At 69.6% G+C, this 20,119-nt stretch carries 17 protein-coding genes and 1 pseudogene; 1 reads left to right on the top strand and 17 read right to left on the bottom strand.

Annotated elements, in window-relative coordinates:
- Nucleotides 1-51: 51 nt before the first annotated feature.
- The 11 genes from ACLJO0_RS14380 to ACLJO0_RS14330 all read right to left on the bottom strand — a co-directional run bounded on the left by ACLJO0_RS14380 (nt 52) and on the right by ACLJO0_RS14330 (nt 10,876).
- On the bottom strand, nt 52-630 hold the full coding sequence (locus ACLJO0_RS14380; protein WP_125793738.1) for a 1,2-dihydroxy-3-keto-5-methylthiopentene dioxygenase: 579 nt from the start codon (nt 628-630) through the stop codon (nt 52-54).
- Nucleotides 627-1,268: a methylthioribulose 1-phosphate dehydratase gene (mtnB, locus tag ACLJO0_RS14375; protein WP_410579051.1), complete on the bottom strand. Its 642-nt coding sequence runs from the start codon at nt 1,266-1,268 to the stop codon at nt 627-629. The genes ACLJO0_RS14380 and mtnB overlap by 4 nt, the downstream gene beginning before the upstream one ends.
- A complete protein-coding gene (mtnC, locus tag ACLJO0_RS14370) occupies nt 1,265-1,981 on the bottom strand; it encodes an acireductone synthase (RefSeq protein WP_410579050.1) in 717 nt (238 codons plus the stop codon). The genes mtnB and mtnC overlap by 4 nt, the downstream gene beginning before the upstream one ends.
- On the bottom strand, nt 1,978-2,988 hold the full coding sequence (locus ACLJO0_RS14365; RefSeq protein ID WP_410579304.1) for a methylthioribose-1-phosphate isomerase: 1,011 nt from the start codon (nt 2,986-2,988) through the stop codon (nt 1,978-1,980). Before ACLJO0_RS14365 ends, mtnC begins: the two co-directional genes overlap by 4 nt.
- Nucleotides 2,988-4,118: an acyl-CoA dehydrogenase family protein gene (locus ACLJO0_RS14360; RefSeq protein ID WP_410579049.1), complete on the bottom strand. Its 1,131-nt coding sequence runs from the start codon at nt 4,116-4,118 to the stop codon at nt 2,988-2,990. Before ACLJO0_RS14360 ends, ACLJO0_RS14365 begins: the two co-directional genes overlap by 1 nt.
- On the bottom strand, nt 4,115-4,843 hold the full coding sequence (locus tag ACLJO0_RS14355; RefSeq protein WP_410579048.1) for a nucleoside phosphorylase: 729 nt from the start codon (nt 4,841-4,843) through the stop codon (nt 4,115-4,117). The genes ACLJO0_RS14360 and ACLJO0_RS14355 overlap by 4 nt, the downstream gene beginning before the upstream one ends.
- Nucleotides 4,840-5,697 carry an ABC transporter permease gene (locus ACLJO0_RS14350; protein ID WP_410579047.1) on the bottom strand — a complete coding sequence of 286 codons (858 nt, stop codon included), beginning with the start codon at nt 5,695-5,697 and terminating at the stop codon, nt 4,840-4,842. The genes ACLJO0_RS14355 and ACLJO0_RS14350 overlap by 4 nt, the downstream gene beginning before the upstream one ends.
- Entirely contained in the window at nt 5,694-6,698 is a 1,005-nt protein-coding gene (locus ACLJO0_RS14345) for an ABC transporter permease (RefSeq protein WP_410579046.1), read from the bottom strand. The genes ACLJO0_RS14350 and ACLJO0_RS14345 overlap by 4 nt, the downstream gene beginning before the upstream one ends.
- Nucleotides 6,695-8,212 (bottom strand): ABC transporter ATP-binding protein, encoded by a 1,518-nt coding sequence (locus ACLJO0_RS14340; RefSeq protein ID WP_410579045.1) that lies wholly within the window; start codon nt 8,210-8,212, stop codon nt 6,695-6,697. The genes ACLJO0_RS14345 and ACLJO0_RS14340 overlap by 4 nt, the downstream gene beginning before the upstream one ends.
- On the bottom strand, nt 8,193-9,230 hold the full coding sequence (locus ACLJO0_RS14335; RefSeq protein WP_233599085.1) for a BMP family ABC transporter substrate-binding protein: 1,038 nt from the start codon (nt 9,228-9,230) through the stop codon (nt 8,193-8,195). The genes ACLJO0_RS14340 and ACLJO0_RS14335 overlap by 20 nt, the downstream gene beginning before the upstream one ends.
- A 68-nt stretch (nt 9,231-9,298) precedes the next feature.
- Entirely contained in the window at nt 9,299-10,876 is a 1,578-nt protein-coding gene (locus tag ACLJO0_RS14330) for a purple acid phosphatase family protein (RefSeq protein WP_410579044.1), read from the bottom strand.
- A gap of 199 nt (nt 10,877-11,075) precedes the next feature.
- Here ACLJO0_RS14330 and ACLJO0_RS14325 point away from each other — a divergent pair.
- Nucleotides 11,076-12,193 (top strand): annotated as a pseudogene (locus tag ACLJO0_RS14325) (DUF222 domain-containing protein).
- 281 nt (nt 12,194-12,474) lie between these two features.
- Here ACLJO0_RS14325 and ACLJO0_RS14320 read toward each other — a convergent pair.
- From ACLJO0_RS14320 to aspS, 6 genes are all read right to left on the bottom strand, one after another.
- A complete protein-coding gene (locus ACLJO0_RS14320) occupies nt 12,475-13,566 on the bottom strand; it encodes a hypothetical protein (protein WP_410579043.1) in 1,092 nt (363 codons plus the stop codon).
- A 164-nt stretch (nt 13,567-13,730) separates the two neighbouring features.
- On the bottom strand, nt 13,731-15,098 hold the full coding sequence (locus ACLJO0_RS14315; protein WP_410579042.1) for a replication-associated recombination protein A: 1,368 nt from the start codon (nt 15,096-15,098) through the stop codon (nt 13,731-13,733).
- 43 nt (nt 15,099-15,141) lie between these two features.
- Nucleotides 15,142-15,990 (bottom strand): SGNH/GDSL hydrolase family protein, encoded by an 849-nt coding sequence (locus tag ACLJO0_RS14310; RefSeq protein WP_125793727.1) that lies wholly within the window; start codon nt 15,988-15,990, stop codon nt 15,142-15,144.
- A 75-nt stretch (nt 15,991-16,065) separates the two neighbouring features.
- Complete coding sequence (locus tag ACLJO0_RS14305; RefSeq protein ID WP_410579041.1) at nt 16,066-17,253, bottom strand: phosphotransferase; 1,188 nt, start codon at nt 17,251-17,253, stop codon at nt 16,066-16,068.
- 79 nt (nt 17,254-17,332) lie between these two features.
- Entirely contained in the window at nt 17,333-18,274 is a 942-nt protein-coding gene (locus ACLJO0_RS14300) for a DUF389 domain-containing protein (protein ID WP_410579040.1), read from the bottom strand.
- The gene (gene aspS, locus ACLJO0_RS14295; protein ID WP_410579039.1) at nt 18,274-20,046 is read right to left on the bottom strand and encodes an aspartate--tRNA ligase; all 1,773 of its coding nucleotides are present in this window, start codon (nt 20,044-20,046) and stop codon (nt 18,274-18,276) included. The genes ACLJO0_RS14300 and aspS overlap by 1 nt, the downstream gene beginning before the upstream one ends.
- Nucleotides 20,047-20,119 lie beyond the last annotated feature (73 nt).

The raw sequence follows: 20,119 nt of genomic DNA, 5'->3' as shown, positions 1-20,119 counted from the left end.
GTGGCTTTCGCGACCTGCCCCCGCCCCGAGACTCAAAAGACCCCGAAGCGCTCAGTAACGTCCAGCCGTCAACGTGTCGAAGTCCGGGAACTCCCCTGCCAGCGTCGCGCCGGTGAAGTTGCCGACCCAGCCGCCGTCGTCGTGGAAGAACCGGATGGACACGTAGTCGGGCCGCGTGCCCATGTCGAACCAGTGCGTGGTGTTCGCGGGCACGCTCAGCAGGTCTCCCGCCTCGCACAGCACCGCGTACACCTTGCCGCCGACGTGCAGGTAGAACACGCCGGACCCACGCGCGAAGAAGCGGTCTTCGTCATCGTCGTGGGTGTGTTCGGCGAGGAACTTCTGCCGGGCTTCGGCGGCTTCGGCCGCCCAGCCGGGCTCGTCGGACGGGGTCATGCGGACGGCGTCCACGAAGGTGTAGCCCTCGGCCGCCGAAACCTTGCCGATCGGCTCCTCGTAGGCGGCCAGCACCTGCTCGGGCGTCACGTCGCGCGGCAGGTCCGGGACGAGGTCCCAGCGTTGGAACCGGACACCGAGCCGCCCCAGTTCCCCGGTGATCACGGCCGGATCCTCGGTCCTGAGCGCGATCTCGTCGGGCCGGTCGTCCGGCCACACCGTCAGCAGGGTCATCGCACTCCCCTTTCTCGACCGACAAGTCTTGTCTCTACCCGGAACCGGAGCAACCACTCCAAACATTCCAGACGGTGGCGAGCGTGGCGCAGGTCATCGCCCCAGACGTAGATCCCGTGCCGCGCGACGATCACCGCCGGCGTGTCCGCCCGGAAGCCCGCCTCGAACGCGTCGCCGAGGACGCGCATGTCCTGGCCGTTGGCGATCACCGGGATCGTCACCAGGTCGTCGTGCGCGGCCCGGCCGAAGCCCTTGAGCATCTCCAGGTCCCGCAGTTCGACGCCGTCCGGCCAGTGTTCGGCGGCCACCACCGGCGCGAGCGCGTGCACGTGGATCACCGCGCCCGCACCCGACACCGCCGCGATCCGGGCATGCAGTCCGGCCTCGGCCGACGGCACCTTGTCCGGATACGGCTGGTCGGCGACGGCCAGTCCGTCCTCGCCGACCACGACGACGTCGTCGCTGGTCAGCTCGCCTTTGTCCCGGCCGCTGACGGTGACGGCGACCCGCAGCGGATCACGGCCGAGCACCACCGAGAGGTTGCCCGACGTGCCCCGCATCCAGCCCAGCCCGGCGAACCGCGCGGACTCCTCGGCCAGCGCGCGCCCGGCGAGTTCCAGGACACTCGGTGTAGTCACCTCCGGACGACCTTCACCTCGTCGAACGTCCGGATCGTCCGGTGCGTCCCGAAATCCGCGTCGCCGAACGGCTCGCCGTCGCGGGCGAGGCCGACGGTCTGCCAGCCGTCGGCGGCGGCCCCGTCGAGTTCGGCCGGGACGTCGGAGAAGAACACGATGTCGCCCGGCTCGGCTTCCAGCGCGGAGGCGATCGCGCGATACGACGGCGCCTCACGCTTCGGCCCGGCATTGACGGTGTCGAAATGCTTCTCGAACAGGCCGGTGACGTCGCCGTCGGTGGTCCGCGAGAACGACGCGATCTGCCCGGCGACCGAACCGGACGAGAACACCGCGAGCCGCAGCCCGGACTCGTGCCACGACCGCAGCGCCGGGGCGACGTCGCCGAAGAACTCCGTCGTGAGGTCGCCGTCGGCGTAGCCCTGCTGCCAAATGAGGCCCTGCAACGTCTTCAGCGGCGCGATCTTCTGGTCCGCGTCCATCCAGCCGTGCAGCACCCGCACGACGTCCACTGTGGACGCGGCCGCCGGGAGCCCGCCGAGTTCCTTGATCCGGGCGACGGCGCCGGCGACCTCGGGGTCGTCCGGGTGCTCGTCGATCCACGGGCCCAGCCGCGGGCGCGCGTAGTCGTAGAGGGTCACGTGCACGTAGCTGGTGGCGGTCAGCGTGCCCTCGATGTCGAGGACCACCCATCGGGCGGTCAGCGTTGCGGTCACTGGTTCGCTTCCCCTTCTGCGTAGTACTCGCGGAGCCGCCGGGGTTCGAAGGCCCCGCGGTCGGTCACCACCGAGGTCACGAACCGCGGTGGTGTCACGTCGAAGGCCGGATAGTGGCCCCGCACGCGTTCGCTCGCGACTCGGTGGCCGAGCGCGCTCAGCACCTCGTCGCCGTCGCGGTATTCGATCGGCACGTCGGCGCCGGTCGGCGCGGCCTGGTCGGGTGCCTGGACCATCGCGTGGAACGGCACGCCGAACGCCTCCGCCGCCACCGCGAGCCCCAGTGTGCCGATCTTGTTGACGACGTGGCCGTCCATGGTGACCCGGTCGGCCGCGGTCACCAGCGCGCCGACCTCACCCGAGGACAGCACAGCGGCGCCCATGCCGTCCGTGATCAAGCGGGTGTCGGCGCCCATCTCGGCGAGCGTCTCGGCGGTCAGCCGCGCGCCCTGCAGGTACGGCCGGGTTTCCGTGCAGAGGAAGGAGAACTCCTTGCCCTGCCGTCGCGCGGCCAGCACGAATTCGACCAGGTACAGATCCGCCCAGCAATGCGTCAGCACGGTCGCCCCGCCCGGCACCAGTTCCGCCGTGTACTCACCCAGCGCACGGCTGCGCGACCGATACAATTCGTCACCTGCTTGCGCACCGGCCGTCGCGGCCTCGACCAGATCATCTGCCGATTTGTCTACTTCGGACAGTACGGCGGAGACGGCCTTGCGCAGGTGGTTGTTGGTCTTGCGGGTCGCGACGATCCGCTCCCCCGCCCGCGCCAGGTACGCCCGCGGGTCCGCGAGCCCGGACGCCTCGCGCGCCGCGAGCACCATCGCGCCCAACGCGGCGAAGTACGGCCCGGAAGACTGCGTGACCATCTCTTCGATGGCCACCGCCACCTCTTCCGAAGTCCGGCACAGCACCCATTCCCGTTCGAACGGGAAGACCCGGCGATCGAGGATGTGCACACCTTCGTCGTCGAGGCGGACGCTTTCGGCGAGGATCGGCAGCGTCATCAGCTGTACCCCGAAAGGCATGGCGGGATCCCGTTGAGGAAGTGGTCGCCGACCTCGCGTGCCTTGTAGGTCACGGGGTCGTGCAAGGTCAGCGTGCGGGCGTTGCGCCAGAAGCGGTCGAAGCCGTACTTCGTCGCAGTGGCCCGCGCGCCGGTGAACTCGAAGACCTTGCTCGTGGTCTCGACGGCGGCCCGGCTCGCGACGATCTTCGCCGACGAGATGGCGATCGCCGCTTCGGCACGCTCGGCCGGGGTCAGCTCGAACCCGCGCTCGTCGGCATCGCCGAGCGCGGAAACCGCGGCGTCGACGGCGAAACCGGCCGCCCGCGCGGTCGCGACCAGCTCGCCGTATCCGGCCAGGATGTACGGATCCTGCGTCGCTTTGTCCACATCGGACAGTGTCCAGGGTCGCGCGGTCTCGCGGGTGTACACCGCGGCCGCGTCGAGCGCGCCGAACGCGAGGCCGACGTACACCTGCGCGAGCATGAGCTGGAAGCCGATCGCCGCCAGGGAGATCCGGGGCACCTTCGGATCCGACTGGTCTTCCGGCTGGGCGCCGAGCACGTCGTCGTGAGCGATCCGGACGGCCTCGAACCGTACCGCGCCGCTCGCGGTGAGCCGCTGGCCGATGTTGTCCCAGTCACCGGGGAAGGTGATCCCGTCGGCCCGCGCGTCGACGACGAAGGTCAGTTTCTCGCCGTTGTCGGTCCTCGTCGCGCTGACCACCAGGCGGTCGGCGACGGCCGCGCCGGTGGCGAAGGTCTTGGTGCCCTCGACGGTGAACCCGCCCTCGACCGGGGTCAGGAGCAGGGCGGCGTCGAGCGGGTTGCTCACGCCAGCCCAGAACCAGCCCGGTTCGCTCGCCGCGCGCGGCCCGAACAGGCCGGTGCGCCACAGCTGCAGGTAGTGGTAACCGAGGAGGTGCCCGACGGAGGCGTCGGCGGCGGAGACGATCCGGGTGGCCTCGTTCGCGGCCGCCCAGCCGGCGGTGTCGAGCAAAAGCAACAGGCCGGACTCGCGCAGCAGGCCGACTTCCCGGACCGGCAGCTGACCGGCCAAGTCCCGCTCGGCCGCGTCCGCCGCCAGGGTGCTCGCCAGCTCGAGAGCCGCCTTACGCCACACTTCGGTCATTCCGCCCCTTCCACGTCGATGAGAGCGTCCAGCGCCACGCGGGTCGCCCTCGCCACCCCGGCGGCCACGACGTCGCGATGCGGGTCGTAGGCCGACGGGTCGGGGTGCTCGGGCCGCGCGTCGCCGTCGATCACGAGCACACCACCGGCCCGCAGGCCGCGCAATGCCGCGAACACCAGCAACGTGGAGAGTTCCATCTCAATGGCGATCACCCGGGCGGCCAGGTACTCGGCCATCGGAAGGGTGAGCACCAGCGGGCTGAACGCGGCCCGCGTCCACACCACGCCCCGGTGCGCGTCCGGTGCCTCGCGGCTCAGCGCCACGACGACCTCCGGCGTGGCGAACGCCGGGTACTCGGGGTGGATCAGCTGCTGGGTGACGCCGTCGTCGCGGACCGCGGCCTCGGCGATGACGAGGTCGCCGTCGGTGATCCCCTCGGCCAGCGAACCGGCGGTGCCGAGCCGGAGGAACGTGCGGACGCCCGCCTCGGCCAGCTCACCGAACTGGCACAACGCGCCGGGCCCGCCGACGCCGTGCGACGACACGACGACCGGGACGCCCTTCCAGGTGCCGGTGTAGGTCCGGTACTCGCGGTTCTGCCCGACGAGAGCGGAGTCCACCAGCGACTCGGCCACCGCGGTCGCGCGGTCCGGATCGCCCACGACGAGGGCGCGCGGCGGCAGTCCGTGCCGGGGGATCTTGGTGATGGGCAGGACGTCGCTCACGCGGGCTGTCCTTTCTTCCGCTTGAAATTGGACAGGAACAGCACCACGAGCGTGACGACGTACGGGGCGGCGTCGGTCGCCTGCTGCGGCAACCCGATGCCCTGGAGCCGGAAGCCGAACGCCTCGGCGAGGCCGAACAGCAGCGCCGCGAGCAGCACCCCGAGCGGATGCGCGCGGCCCAGCATGACCGCCACGACGGCGATCCAGCCGCGACCGGCGGTCATGTTCTCGGCGAAGAGCGTCACCGAACCCAGCGCCAGTTGCGCGCCGCCGAGACCGCACAGCGCTCCCCCGGCGAGGATCACCCCGTAGCGGTATTTGGTCACGTTGACGCCGAGGCTGGAGGCGGCCTCCGGGCGCTCGCCGACGCCGCGCAGCCGCAGGCCCCACGGATGCCGGTACAGCAGGACCGCGAGCGCGGGCACGGCCAGCCAGGACAGGTAGACCAGCAACGACTGCCCGGGAATCGGCCCGAACTGGCCCAGCCCCTGCAACGAGGGGTCGCTGAACGAGCCTTCGGTGCCGAAGACGGTGCGGATGAGGAAGCTCGTCAGGCCGACCGCGAGCAGGTTGCTCGCGACACCCAGCACGATCGGATCACCGTCGAAGGTGATCGAGCCGATCGCGAGGATCAGCGAGTACGCCGTCGCCGCGATCACCGCCACGACGACGCCGATCCACGCGCTGCCGGTGTACCAGCTCCCGGCGACGGCGCCGAAGCAACCGACCAGGAGCGAGCCCTCGAGCGAGATGTTGAAGACCCCGGCCCGCTGGCACAGCGCGCCCGCGAGCGCGGCGAACAGGATCGGTGTCAGCGCGGTGAGCGCCGAGGAGAACAGGCTCGCGTCGATCATGCCCGCTTCCCCTTCCGCTTGAAGACCCCCGAGGCGGCCGCGAGGAAGATGATCAGCACCGCCTGCAGGACCGCGGTCAGCTCGCGCGGGACCTGGGTGGCCCGTTCCATCGCGAAGCCGCCGCTGGTCAGCGCCGCGAAGAACACCGCCGCGAGCAGGGTCCCGAGCGGGCTGGCCCCGGCGAGCAGTGCCGCGAGCAGGCCGATCCAGGTGTACTGCGGCGTGATCAGCGCGCCGTCGATGAACCGGTACGGGAAGCCGAGGACGGCGATCGCGCCGACCAGCCCGGCCGTCCCGCCCGAGGCGGCCAGCAGCCGCAGCGTGAGCTTCGGCCGGTCGATCCCGGCGTAGGCGGCGAACCGCGGTGCCCAGCCGGTCACCTTGGTCTCGAAACCGGCGGGCGTGCGGGCGTCGATCACCGTGTGGACCGCGATCACCGCCACCACCAGGAAGATCCCGGTCGTCACGCCGTCGATTTCGGGCAGGCGCGCGCCGTCGGGCAGTTGCGGACTCTGCGGCAGGCTGGACCCGGCGTCCTTCAACGGGAACCGCACCAGATACCCGGCGAGCGACATCGCCGGATAGCTCAGCAGCAGCGTGCTGATCAGCAGCGGGACGCCCAGGCGGTTCTCGCAGACCGCGGCCAGCGCGGCGTACGCGGCTCCGGCGAGGATGCCCGCGAGCAGCGCGAGGATGACCTTGACCGGCCCGGGACCGGGCACGTACAGGCCGACGGCGAGCGCGCTGACCGCCCCGAGCACCAGCTGTCCCTCACCGCCGAGGTTCACCATGCCCGCGCGCAGCGGGATCGCGAGCGCGGTCGCCATCCCCGCGACGGGGACGGCGTAGGCCAGGGTGTCGCCGATGCCGTCGGGGCCGAACGCGCCGGAGACGATCGCGCCGTACGCGGCCAGCGGATCGGTTCCGGTGGCCAGCAGCAGGATCGCGCCGAGGACGAGCGCCGCGGCGACCGGGACGGCGACGAGACGGACGCGGGTCATCCGGCACCTCCGGCCATCGCGAGGCCGATCGTGTGCTGATCGGCCTCGTCCTTGGTGAACTCGGCGACGATCCGGCCCTCGAACAGCACCAGCACGCGGTCCGACAACGCGAGGATCTCGCTGAGTTCCGCGGAGATCAGCAGGACGGCGTGCCCGGCGTCGCGATGGGCGACGAGCCGGGCGTGGATGTTCTCGATCGCGCCGACGTCGACGCCTCGGGTGGGCTGCTCGACCAGCAGGAACGGCGCGTCGTGGGTGAGCTCGCGGCCGAAGATCGCTTTCTGCTGGTTGCCGCCGGACAGCGTGCCCATCGCGGCGGCGGGGCCGGACGCGCGCACGTCGTAGTCCCCGATGATCGCCGACGCGTGCTCGTCGATCGCCTTGCGCCGCAGGAGTCCCTTGCGCACCAAGGGGCGCTTGCGGTGAAAACCGACGGCGAGGTTCTCCCGGAGGCCCGCCGTGGGCGCCGAGCCGACCTCGGCGCGATCTTCCGGGACATGGGCGAGCCCGGCATCCCTTCGCGCGCGGACCGACAGGCCGTCGAGACTCTGTCCATTGAGGACGATGGTGCCGTCGGTCTTCCGGAGGCCGGTGATGGCGTCGGAGAGCTCGGCCTGCCCGTTGCCCGCGACCCCCGCGATGCCGACGATCTCCCCCGCGCGCACGGTCAGGGAAACGTTGTCCAGCAACGGTTTTCCTTCCGTTCCGGGAACGGTCAGGGAGCGGGCTTCGAGCACGGTGTCCCCTGCTGTCCCGGCCGGATGCACCCGGTCGAGGTCGACCACGCGGCCGGTCATCGCCGCGGCCAGCCCGGCGGCCGTCTGGTCCGCGGTGCGGCCGCGTGCGCTGACGCGGCCGTCCCGCAGCACCGTGACGTGGTCGCTGACGGCGAGGACCTCCTGGAGTTTGTGCGATACCAGCAGAATCGTGCGATCCTCGGCGGCGAGGGCGCGCAGCACACCGAACAGCCGCTCGGTTTCGGGCGGGGTCAGCACGGCGGTGGGTTCGTCGAGGATCAGCACGCCGGCCTCGCGGTACAGCAGTTTGAGGATCTCGACGCGCTGCCGGAGCCCGACCGGCAGGTCGCTGACCCGGTCACCCGGCCGCAGCCGCAGTTCGTGTCGTTCGATCAGCTCGCTGACACGGGCCGTCGCCGCCTTGCGGTCCAGCAGGCCGCAGCGGGTCGGCTCGCTGCCGAACACGACGTTCTCGGTGACGGTGAGTTCACCGAACAACGCGAACCCCTGCTGCACCATGCCGACACCGGCGTCGATGGCCTGCGCGGGCGAGCCGAAGGAGACCTCCTCGCCGTGCAGGAAGATCGTGCCCTCGTCGGGCCGGTGCAGACCGTAGAGCACGGACATGAGCGTCGATTTGCCCGCGCCGTTCTCGCCCATCAGGGCGTGGATCTCGCCGCTGCCGACGTCGAGGTCCACGTGATCGTTCGCGAGCACTCCGGGGAACCGCTTGACGATCCCCCGGAGCGAGACGGCGTCAGGATTTGGCGGGGTCATCGACGACGATCGCGCCCGAGATGATCTGGTCCCGCAGCTCGCCGACCTTGGCCAGCACGTCGGGGTGGCTCGCGACGACGCACTGCGACGTCGCCGCGTCCGGCTCCAGCCCGGTCAGGGAGATGCCCTTCTCCTTGACGCCGTAGGACTTAGTCTCGCCGGTCTTGCCGCCGAGGATCGCCTCGACCCCGTCGCCCACGACGACGTTGGTGCGCTTGATGACGTTGTCCACGACCTGTCCCGGACTGGCCGGGCACTGGTTGGCGTCGACGCCGAACGCGAAGAACTTGCCCTGCTTCGCGGCCTCGAACACGCCGAGGTTGCCCGCCGCGGAGGCCGCGCCCATGACATGGTCGACGCCCTGGCCCGCCAGGGTGGTGGCCAGCGCCTTCGCGCGGGCCGGGTCGTTGAACGGGTTCGCTCCGCCGATGAACAGCGGGGCCAGCGTGGTGCCGGGTTTGGCCTTCTCCGCGCCCTGCCCGAACGGGATCGAGTACCGGCGGAACTGGGGCGTGTCGAGCACGACGACCGCGCCGACCTTGCCGGATTTGCTCAACAGCCCGGCTTCGGCACCGGCGAGGTAGCTGCCCTCGTGCTCACGGAACACCGCGCAGGTGACGTTCGGGAACGGTTTGGTGGTGCAGGAATCCACGAACAGGAATTTCTGCTCCGGGTTGCGCTCGGCCTCGGCCGCGATCGCGTCGGCGAAGTTGAAGCCGACGGCGACGATCACGGCGGGCTTCTCGCGCACCGCGGCCGCGAGATTCTGCTGGATCGACGCCGGATCGGTGCTCTGGTACACCTTCTGCGTCCCGTTGTGCTTCTTGGCCGAGTCCTCGATGCCTTGGACGGCGAGCTTGAGGAAGTCGTTGACCCCGACCGGGCTCGGCGTGATCAGGACCAGCGCCGGACCGGCGGCGTTTTGCGCGGCCGGGTCCTTGGCCGAGGCGTTGCACGCGGCGAGGAGCGTGACGGCGGAAACGGCCATGACGGCCCGCAGGAGGGTTCTCGGCGACATGTCCCGGACTGTATGTCGCCGGTCCACGATATGGCACCGATTCCCACCATGCGGAACCGTGTAGGTCGTTATACGTCGCCCGGATCTGCCCCGAGCACACTCCCGTGCCGCGAACGGTGGAGACCGGCGGTGCGACGCAGGGTGAACCGGTCGATCTCGGCGCCGTCGTTGCGGAGGGTCCGCACGGTCAGCGTCGTCCGGCGGCCGGGCCAAGCGGGCTCGACGTCGATGGCGAGGAACGAGTATCCGGTGTAGCGCACCCGCGACCAGGACACGGTCTCGGTCACATTCTCGCCGCCCTTGACCCAGTGGTACGACTCGAACTCCCCCGCGAACGTGTCGGGCACCGGAAAGCTGTAGAGGCTCTTCCCGCCGCCACCGCAGGTCGCGTACACGGTGCCGTCGCGATCCGGCTCGACGGTGTCGCCGATCTTGACCTCACGGGTCACCTTGCCGCCGCGCAGGGCGTCGGTCCGTTCGTAGATGTGGTTGTGCCCGTTGATCACGAGATCGACCCGGAACTCGTCGAACAGCGGAACCCACTGCTCACGGACGCCGCCCTCGGACGCGTGCTGGTTCGTCGTCGAGTAAGCACAGTGATGGAAGAACACCACGACGAAGTCGACGTCCGGCTGCGAGCGCAGATACCGCAGGCGCCGCTTGAGCCACGCCGTCTGGGAGCCGTGCGAGTAGCCGAGGTTCGCCGGGATCTCGTAGGAGACGTCGTTGGCGTCGAGCGAGATCACCCCGACGTTGCCGTAGATGAACGAGTACACGCTGGGACAGTCGTGTGGGCCGCCGCCGGGGAAGTCCCAACGCTTGAGCTGGCCGCCGTAGCCGTCCGGGGAGTAGAGGGCCTCCATGTCGTGGTTGCCGGTGGTGACCATCCACGGCACCGACGCCGCGACGCCCTCGATCTGGCGGTAGTAGGCATCCCAGACCTTGGGGTCGAAGAGGTCGTGCCCCGCGTCGGGCTTGGACCCGGGCGGCTTGCCCGCACCACTCGGGTCTGCGTACGCGATGTCGCCTGCCAGCAGGTGAAAGCGCGGATTCTGTCCCGCGACGGCACCGTCCTGCGCGAGCGCCGTCGTCGAGACCCCCTGGTCCCCGAACGCGGTGAACGTGAACTTGCCGGCCGGAACACCCCGCGCGGGCGCGGTGGTGAACGTCGAGATCGCGGCAGGCCCGCCGTCACCCGACGCCGGGTCGAAACCCTCGTGCCCGACGGCGTACCGATAGGTGTGACCGGGCCAGAGGTGATCGGCCTCGGCGTGCAGGTAGTACTGGTCGTACGGCGCGATGACCCCGGCGACCTCCGAATGCAGCGCGCGGACCTCGGCCGGAATCCGGTGACTCCAGCCGCCATGACCGTCGGCGATCCGCAGGAACGGCTTCCGCACCTGCGCCGGCACCTGCCACGCGACCCGCATCGACGTCCGCGGATTCCGGCCGAACGCTAGATGCCGCCCCGCCGGGACGACCTTGTCGCCGTCGGCGTACGCGGTGCCCTGTAAGAGAAGCGGCCCGGCGGCGAGGAGGGCGCCGGTCCCCTTGAGCATCGAGCGTCGGCTCAGGTACTCGTGTTGTTCGGCCATCGTGAGGTGCGAGGCCAGCGCGTCGGGCACACCGACCCTGGGGATTTCCATGCGCGGGATACTCGCCGACGCAGATGTTCGGCTCGCGACGGTGAAACGAACGGGAGTGGTCGAGCTGCCCAGGGCCGGCTCAAGGGACTCTCAAGCAGGCTTTACTGTTCCGGTCTCGTGAATGGGCGAGCGCATTTAGTCACCTAATTGCGCCACGCTGTCTTTAAGCGATCTCCATGCAGGATGGCATCACCCTTCAGTGTTGTTCGGACGTTTCGATTGTCGCTTGAATTACGAACGCTTGGAGCTTGCTCATGGCGTGCAGCAGTCGTTGCAGGTGATCAGGATGGGTCGAGTCTCGTGGTGTCAAAGACTTGTACGGGTATGGCCGTACGGCGAACTGGTTCGCTGATGTAGCGGGGTTGTCGGTCGGCGAGGCGGGTGCGGTGGTGAATCGGGCCATCGCGTTGAATCCCACCCGCGCGTTGGACGGCACCGAGGTTCCGCCTGTGGCTCCCGCGACCGCCGGGGTCCGCTGAGGATCGGGCGAGTGCGGAGAAGATCCTCGCCAACCTGGCCCCGAACGCCGGGCCACGACAGTTGGTGGACGCCGAAGCGAAACTGCTGGGCTGGCTGGACCCCGACGGCAACGAACCCCAAGAACCGCGCCGCGAGATCACCTGGAGCGCCGCAAGGACGGGTTCTGGAAGCTCACCGGCCTGCTCGACGACGAGACAGGTGCCCGCACCTCCGCCGCACTCGAGGCCTACGCCCAGCCGCGCCCAGTCGACGAGTCCGGCCAAGCCGACCTGCGGATGAAATGCGAACGCATGGGCGATGCGTGGGGTCGACATCCTCGGTCTGGCGATCGCGTGCCCGGACCAGCCGGGCACCAGCGGCTACCGCACCCTCTTGCATGTCACGATCGGCCTCGACGAACTGAAGTCCGGTCTCGGGACCGCCTGCTTGGACTTTGTCGGGACGATGACCGCCCGCGAAGCACGCCTCGCCGCCTGCGACTGCCTGATGCTCCCGGTCGTCATGAGCGCCGCAGGGGAACCCTTGGATGTGGGGCGGTTGCGACGGTTCGTCACCCCCGGCCAACGACGCGCCTTGAACATCCGGGATGGCGGCTGCGCCTTCCCCGGCTGTCATCGCCGGCCGAAGAACTGCCACGCTCACCACATTCATCACTGGGCAGACGGAGGTCCCACGGATCTCCGGAATCTCGTGCTGCTGTGCGGTTTCCACCACCGGCTGATCCACCACGGCGATTGGCAAGTACGGATGGCGGGCGACGGGTTACCGGAGTTCATCCCACCCCAATACCTGGACCCGTTACGAAGATCCCGCCGCAACACCCTCCACCACGTCTGACCCCCGAGGAGCCCGCCCGCCATGCCCAGCTCGAAGTACATGAAGGACCCCTTCCTTGCGCTAGACGCAAGGAAGGGGTCCTTCATGTACTGGGAAAGGTGTGACTGCCGGTGCCACTGAGCCTCGTGGGGATGTCCCGTTCCGTGCCCACTCACGACCCGCATGACCGGACCGATCACGCACGGCCGTGTGGATTTCAGGTCATCCAACGCACCAAATCCACACGGTCCCTCACCAACGGTACGGTCACGACCGGACCGGCATTCACTCATACAAAAACCTCAGGACTTGTCCGCCGCAGCCGCAACGAAAATGTCCGTTTCCAGGAAGACTCGCCACTGGGCGGGAGATTCGCTTTGCAACGCCCGATAAGCGGCCGCCTGGACCTGACTCCCGGACTTCGCCCTGTTCCAGATCTCGCGGACCAAAGGACCTTCCTGGAGATACCTGGCGTACCCGGCCTCGATACCGACGACGGCTGCGGCGCGGACCTTGATGGCGTCCACCTTGTCCTTGGCCGCGGCCTCGAAGATGCCGGTGTCGATGAAAGCCCGCCACTGCTCCGGCGTCCGGCTGAGGTAGGCCCGGTACCACACCTCGGAGTCCTGAGGCACCAGGTCGCCGGTCACGATCTGCTGCACGAAGTACTCGTCCGTCAGCTGTGCGGCCAAGGCCGGGTCCATGCCGACGACGGCGGCCGCCTTCACCCGCGCGTCACGAAGCTTCTTCTCCGCGGCTTCCTTCTCGGCCGCTTCCTTCGCCGCGTCCACATCACGCTGGTGCTCGACGAAGATCCCTCGAACGATGAATTCCTTCTGCTCCGCCGGCGTTCCGCTGTAAACGGTGCCCGCGGCGGACCGCACGAACGATCCCCTGGCGGCCCGTTCCCACAACGCGAAGACGAAGTTCTTGTCGTCCTGGGCCAGCAGGATCGTGGTCAGCTCGAAACCGAGCAGCGCGGCGGCGGGCTGCCGCTCCGTGCGCCGGGCCTGATAGACCGCTTCCCGGTCCAGATCCCGTTGGTGCGCCTCGTAGATCCCGGTCGTGAGGAACAACGAGGTCCACCCGCCGTTGTAGGCGTCGAATGCCGCGAACTGAACCTCCCGCGCGGTCTCGCCCCGCAGCTTCGCGGCCCGGTAGATCTCGTAGACGAAGTCGCGTTCACTGAGGCGCAGCAGTTCCGGAGTAATCGCGAGCCCGACGACGGCGGCCGCGTTGGTGCGCAACTCTTCCGGCGTCTGCGCCGCGGCGGACGAGGCCCCGACCGGAGCGGCGGTCGCCACCGCGGGGGCGAGAACACCGGTCATCACGGTCACTGCGGCGAGAGCGGCGACGGAGGACGCCATCAAGCCGCGAACTTTGGACTTACCCATAGTCATCATAGTTGAGGCTGTCAGTTTCGTGCTGCTCGCCGAGATGGTCGAGCACGAGGAATCCCCCACCCAGATCGACAACCCGGTGATCCCTCAGCCATGGGGGATATAGCCCCATGATCAACGAACGTTACCGATCACCTTGGGATTACGCCGAATGCGGGCTAACGCTCACCCCGGACGGTGCGCCGCAGCTTCGGCACCCGCTCGTACAACGTCCGCTCCGCTCCGTGCTGCGTCGGTTCGTAGTAATCCCGGCCGACCAGTTCGTCCGGTGGGTACTGCTGCGCCAGAACACCTTCCGGCACTTTTTGCGGATGCCGGTAACCCTTCGCGTTGCCGAGTTTCTCCGCCCCCGCGTAATGCCCGTCCCGCAGATGCGGCGGCACCGTGCCGATCCGCCCGGACCGGACGTCGCTGAGCGCGGCGTCGATGCCGGTGATGACGGCGTTCGACTTCGGCGCCGTCGCCAGGTGCACGGTCGCCTGCGCCAGCGCGAGACGGCCTTCCGGCATCCCGATGAACTGCACCGCGTGCGCCGCCGCGATGGCCGACTGCAATGCCGTCGGATCGGCCATGCCGATGTCCTCGCTCGCGTGCACCACCAGGCGGCGGGCCAGGAATCGCGGGTCCTCCCCCGCTTCGATCATCCGTGCCAGATAGTGCAGCGCGGCGTCCACATCGGACCCGCGGATGGATTTGATGAACGCGCTGATGACGTCGTAGTGCTGATCGCCGTCGCGGTCGTAGCGCACCGCCGCTTTGTCCACTGTGGACTCTACGATGGCGAGGTCGATCGTCTTGGCCTCGGTCGCGCTCGCCGCGTCGGCGGCCGCTTCCAGTGCGGTGAGCGCGCGCCGCGCGTCGCCGGAGGCCAGCCGCACCAGATGTGCCCGCGCGTCTTCGGTCAGGGTGAGTTCGCCGCCGAGACCGCGTTCGTCGGCCAGCGCGCGGTCGATCAGCGCGACGATGTCGGCGTCGGTCAAGGGCCGCAACTGGAGCACCAGCGACCGCGAGAGCAGCGGCGAGACGACGGAGAACGACGGGTTCTCCGTCGTGGCGGCCACGAGCAGCACCGTCCGGTCTTCGACGGCGCCGAGCAGGGCGTCCTGCTGGGTCTTGGAGAACCGGTGGACCTCGTCGATGAAGAGCACCGTGTTCTCGGCGTTGTAGCTCCGGCGGCGGCGGGCTTCCTCGATGACGCCCCGCACTTCCTTCACCCCGGCCGACAGCGCCGACATCGCGACGAACCGGCGGCCGGTCGCGGCCGAAACGAGGTTGGCCAGCGTGGTCTTGCCCGTTCCCGGCGGGCCGTAGAGCAGCACGGAAGCGGGCGCCGCGCCTTCGACGAGCCGCCGCAGCGGCGCGCCCTCGCGCAGCAGGTGCTGCTGGCCGACGACCTCGTCGAGCGAACGCGGCCGCATCCGCACGGCCAGCGGCGACCCGGCCGGTACGGCGACCTCCCTCGGCTCGGCCTGCTCCGGCGGCGGCCCGAGATCGGGGTTCACGGTGAAGAGTTCGTCCTGTGCCACGGTGTCGACGGTAGCCGTAGCCACCGACGGTTCCGGCCACAGGTCAGCGCAGCCGCTCCCGGAACGAGTGCCACATGATCACGGCCGCGTACGGCACGAACTCGCGGCCCCGCCGCCACACCCACGGGACACCCTTGAGCACCAGCCAGCCGACGTGCCCGGCGGTGCTCGGTTCGACTCCTCCGGAGCAGGTCAGGCTGACCGGCCGCGGCACCGCGAATCCAGCCTCGGCGAGCCGTTCGGTGAACCCGGTGGCCAGCATCCGGTGCCCGAGTTCCGACGGGTGCAGCCGGTCGACGCTCCACGCGGTGAGGTCGTAGGCGCCGGGCAGCAGTTCGAGGTCGAGACACGGCACGCCCTCGCGCTCGACGACGCCGGCGATGGCGGCGTTCAGTTCGGCCACCCGCTCGCTCAGCGCGCGCCGCAGCGACCCCGGGAGGCGGAACACCTTGCCGTGGTCGTGATAGCGCACGGGGACCACGGTGGTGCCGACGGCGGCCAGTGAACGGATCACCTCGGTGAGGTCCGCGGCGATCTTCTCGGCGCTGAAATCGGGACGCAGGGTGTCGTTCATCCCCGCCACCACCAGCGCGACGTCCGGCCGGTGCGCCACGGCCGCGGGGAGCTGCTCCGTCAGCACGCATCCCATACGCGCTCCGGTGAACGACGGGTTCAGGTAGCCGTCCGGCTCGACGCCCAGCGCCTCGGCGACGAGCGGGCCGACCCCGCGCCACCCGCCTCGGTTCGGCAGCGGGTCGCCGAGGCCGACGGCCGTGGAATCGCCGAGCACGACCAGTCTGCGAGCGGACCGCGGTACGGCCGGGGCGGGAGGAAGGAGAGGTTCGGGACTCGGAGTGACTTCGACACTGATCACGGTCACGGTAGCCACCATCGGCCACGCAGACTCACCAGCGGTGATGCCTGGGTAACGCGACGAGGACGGTCGAGCGAAAAGTCCGTGCGGCGGCTACCGGAACGCCGGGTAGAAGGCGAGGTCCGCGTGCGGCCCCAGCCTGGCCCCGAGCGCCGCGGCGACCCTGGTGGCGTGTTCGGAGATGTCCGTGAGGCGGGCACGCAGCGATTGCTTGGCCAGTTCCCGCCACCAGGTGACCAGCGCGGCCTCCCGGCTGATCGGCGTGGCGTGCCGCTCCAGATCCAGCTCCGGAAGGATCTCCCAGGTGATCACCCACAGCAGGAGCAGCTGACCGTCCATCAGGTGCTCGGCCAGCGCGTCCTCGTCCGCGAGCCCCGGCCAGACCGAGACGACCTCGGACCGCCAGGCCGCGATCATCGCCTCGCTCATCCCCGGCGGCAGCGCCAGCGCGTCCGCGCTCGACGCGAACGGGAGCCGCAGGTACGCCACGTCCATCAGGGTGCTGCGCACCCGGCCGCGTTCGAAATCGAGGAATCGCACCCCGTCGCTGGTCACGAGGTTGTTGTCCGGGCTGAGATCGACCGGGCTGAACGCGCGGTAGGACGGTGAACCCGCCCGCTCGGCGACCTCCATGACCCGCCGTTGCACCCGCTCCGGGGTCTCGACGTCGAGCAGTTCCTCGAGCAGCCCCGGCAGTTGCGCGCAGACCGCGGGCAGCGGCGCGTCCTCGTTCTTGACCGGGCCGCCGAGACGGCGCAGCAGCGCGTTGAAATCGGGTTCGCGGCTCGCCGTGCTCGCGTGCAGCCTGCCCAGCGACCGCGCCCAGGACAGCAGCGCGCGCTCGGCGCCGCGAGCGTCACGGGCGTGGAGCTTGTCGTGCAGCGTCGGGACGCCGCCGAGGTCCTCGATCACCAGGACGCGGTACCGGCCGTCGTGCGCCAGCAGTTCCGGGCAGATCCGGTCCTCCGGCGCGAGCGCGGTGAACAGCTGGTAGCTGACCGCCTCCTGCGCGAACGGATCCGGCCGTCCCGGTTCGGGTGGATCGGGGTAGTGCTTGATGACCAGCGTGCGCGGCAGCGCGAACGGTGACGTCGCCACTCGCGCCCGCACGACCGTCGCCGGACCACTGCCGTCCAGGTCTTCTGGGGCTACGAGAGTGATCGCGCTGCCGAAGCGGCGCGAAAGGACCGACTCGCCGGCAGCGACCGCCGCTGCGACGGCGAGAGTTTCGGCTCCAGCTCCGACGGTCGAATCGTCGGCAGAGGAGGTATCGACTGTCATTGCCACCGACCCTACTCGTGACTGAGCAACCATGACCACTGAGATCCGGGCAATCGCGCGCACTGGCGCGATCTGGGACTCATCCGCGTGAAAGCGGACGTTCCATCACCCTCGATCGTTGCCCACGACGGCGCAATGTCAGCACAATGGCCGCAGCTGCAACGATTCCGATGAGATTGACCAGCAGCTGACCGGCCGAATCAAGGCACCGGTCCCACTGACCGGCAACCGCCGCGACCACCGCGTAACCCGCCGCGGGAACCGTCGTCACCGAGATGAACACACCCACGAGCGCGGCGGATTTGGCCGAAGTCATGGAAAGCATCCCGGCCGCACCGGCGAGCAGCGCGACGATGAGCGACGCGATTCCCACCTGGTAAACGAAATCCACCTCGTGGTTGTCCGCGAGTTTGCTGACTTCGAGCATTCCGGTGGCGTTGCCGACCAGAACCACACCGAGGGTGATCACCATCGCGATCGGGAAGCCGCCGAGCAGCGCGACGGCGCCCTGCTTCACGAGATCTCCCCGCCGGAGCACCAACCCGACGGCGATGGCCGCGAGCGGGCCGAATTCCGGCCCCACGACCATGGCGCCGACGATGGTGACCGCCGAGTTGGTGACGACACCGACCGCCGCCAGCAGGCAAGCGATGGTCAGGAACGCCTGAAACGTCCAGGTGAGCCGGGACTCCTCGCCGGAGCGGCCGACGAGTTCCTGCCACACGACAGCGTCCGCGCCTTCGCCCGGCGCGGCTTCCTCGGCCTTGTCCGCGGCGTCGGACACCGCGGTGTCCAGCGCTTCCAGCGTGATGCCGCCGGTGTGGTCGAGATCGAGTCCGCACAGCGACTCGATGATCTCGTCGGTCGCCTCGCGGGCGATGTCCGCCTCGATCAGGTCACCTTCGGGCGCGACCGCCACCCCGTGATGCACGACGAGGTGCGCGGTCCCGGAGTGTGCCCGCAGGATCCGGATCGCTTCCTCGGTCCGGTCCGGCGGGCACACGGCCCTGAGGTGGAGCATCAGTTCTTGACGGGCGGCGCGGGCTTGGCGTCGATGCCCGCTTCCTTGCGCTGCTCCGCCGTGATCGGCGCGGGAGCGGCGGTCAGCGGGTCGAACCCGCCACCGGTCTTCGGGAACGCGATCACGTCACGCAGCGACTCGGCCTTGGCCAGCAGCATGACGATCCGGTCCCAGCCGAACGCGATCCCGCCGTGCGGCGGCGGGCCGAAGGCGAAGGCGTCGAGCAGGAAGCCGAACTTCTCCTGCGCCTCCTCCTCGCCGAGGCCCATCAGCTCGAAGACCTGCTTCTGCAGTTCCTGCTGGTGGATACGGATCGAGCCGCCGCCGATCTCGTTGCCGTTGCAGACGATGTCGTAGGCGTAGGCCAGCGCGTTGCCGGGGTCGTCGGCGAGTTTGCCGATCCACTCCGGGGTCGGCGAGGTGAAGGCGTGGTGCAGCGCCTTCCACTTGCCGCCGCCGACGGCGACGTCGTCGGACTCCTCGGCCGAGATGAACATCGGGAAGTCGACGACCCAGACGAACGACCAGGCGTTCTCGTCGATCAGGCCGAGACGGCTGCCGATCTCCAGGCGGGTGGCGCCCAGCAGCGCCCGCGCGTCGGCGGGCTTGCCCGCGGCGAAGAAGACGCAGTCGCCGGGCTTGGCGCCGACGGCTTCGGCGACCGTCTCGCGCTCCTTCTCCGACAGGTTCTTCGCGACCGGGCCGCCGAGCGTGCCGTCCTCGTTCACCAGGATGTACGCGAGCCCGCGGTGCCCGCGCTGCTTGGCGAAGTCCTGCCAGGCGTCGAGGGTGCGGCGCGGCTGGTCGGCCCCGCCCGCCATCACGACGGCGCCGACGTACGGCGCCTGGAACACGCGGAACGGGGTGTCGGCGAAGAACGCCGTCATGTCGGTGAGTTCGAGGTCGAAGCGCAGGTCCGGCTTGTCCGAACCGTACTTTTCCATCGCCTCGGCGTAGGAGATGCGCCGGAACGGCCGGGGGATCTCGGCGCCGATCAGCTTCCACAGCGCCGTCACGATGTCCTCGCCGAGGGCGATGACGTCGTCCTGCTCGACGAAGCTCATCTCGATGTCGAGCTGGGTGAACTCCGGCTGCCGGTCGGCGCGGAAGTCCTCGTCCCGGTAGCAGCGCGCGATCTGGTAGTACCGCTCGAGCCCGCCGACCATGAGCAGCTGCTTGAACAGCTGCGGCGACTGCGGGAGCGCGTACCAGGAGCCGGGCTTGAGCCGGGCCGGGACCACGAAGTCGCGGGCGCCCTCGGGGGTGGAGCGGGTCATGGTCGGCGTCTCGACCTCGACGAACTCCTGCGCGTGCAGCACCTCGCGGGCGGCCCGGTTGACCTCGCTGCGCAGGCGCATCGCGGCCGCGGGGCCGCTGCGGCGCAGGTCGAGGTACCGGTGCTTGAGGCGCACCTCCTCGCCGACGTCGACCCGCTCGTCGATCGGGAACGGCAGCACGGCGGCCTCGGACAGCACCTCGAGCTCGGTGACCAGCACCTCGATCTCACCGGTGGGGATCTCGGCGTTGGCGTTGCCCTCGGGGCGCTTCGAGACCTCGCCGACGACGCGGACGCAGTATTCGGAGCGCAGCTGGTGGGCGCGCTCGGCCATTTCGCCTTCGCGGAAGACGATCTGGCTCACGCCGCTGGCATCCCGCAGATCGATGAAGATGACGCCGCCGTGATCGCGCCGCCGAGCCACCCATCCGGTGAGGGTGACCGTCTGACCGGCGTGCTCGGCACGCAAGGTGCCGGCTTTGTGGGTGCGAAGCACTGCGGGTGCTCTCCTTCGGCATCACGATTCTGCGATTCGACGGCTTTTCGCCGACGTCAAAGGCTAACGAATC

This window comes from Amycolatopsis sp. lyj-108 (assembly GCF_046549005.1).
In the GTDB taxonomy this organism is placed as follows: domain Bacteria; phylum Actinomycetota; class Actinomycetes; order Mycobacteriales; family Pseudonocardiaceae; genus Amycolatopsis.
Note: the sequence above shows the minus strand (reverse complement) of the source record. Positions and strands in the feature narration are given on the sequence as shown.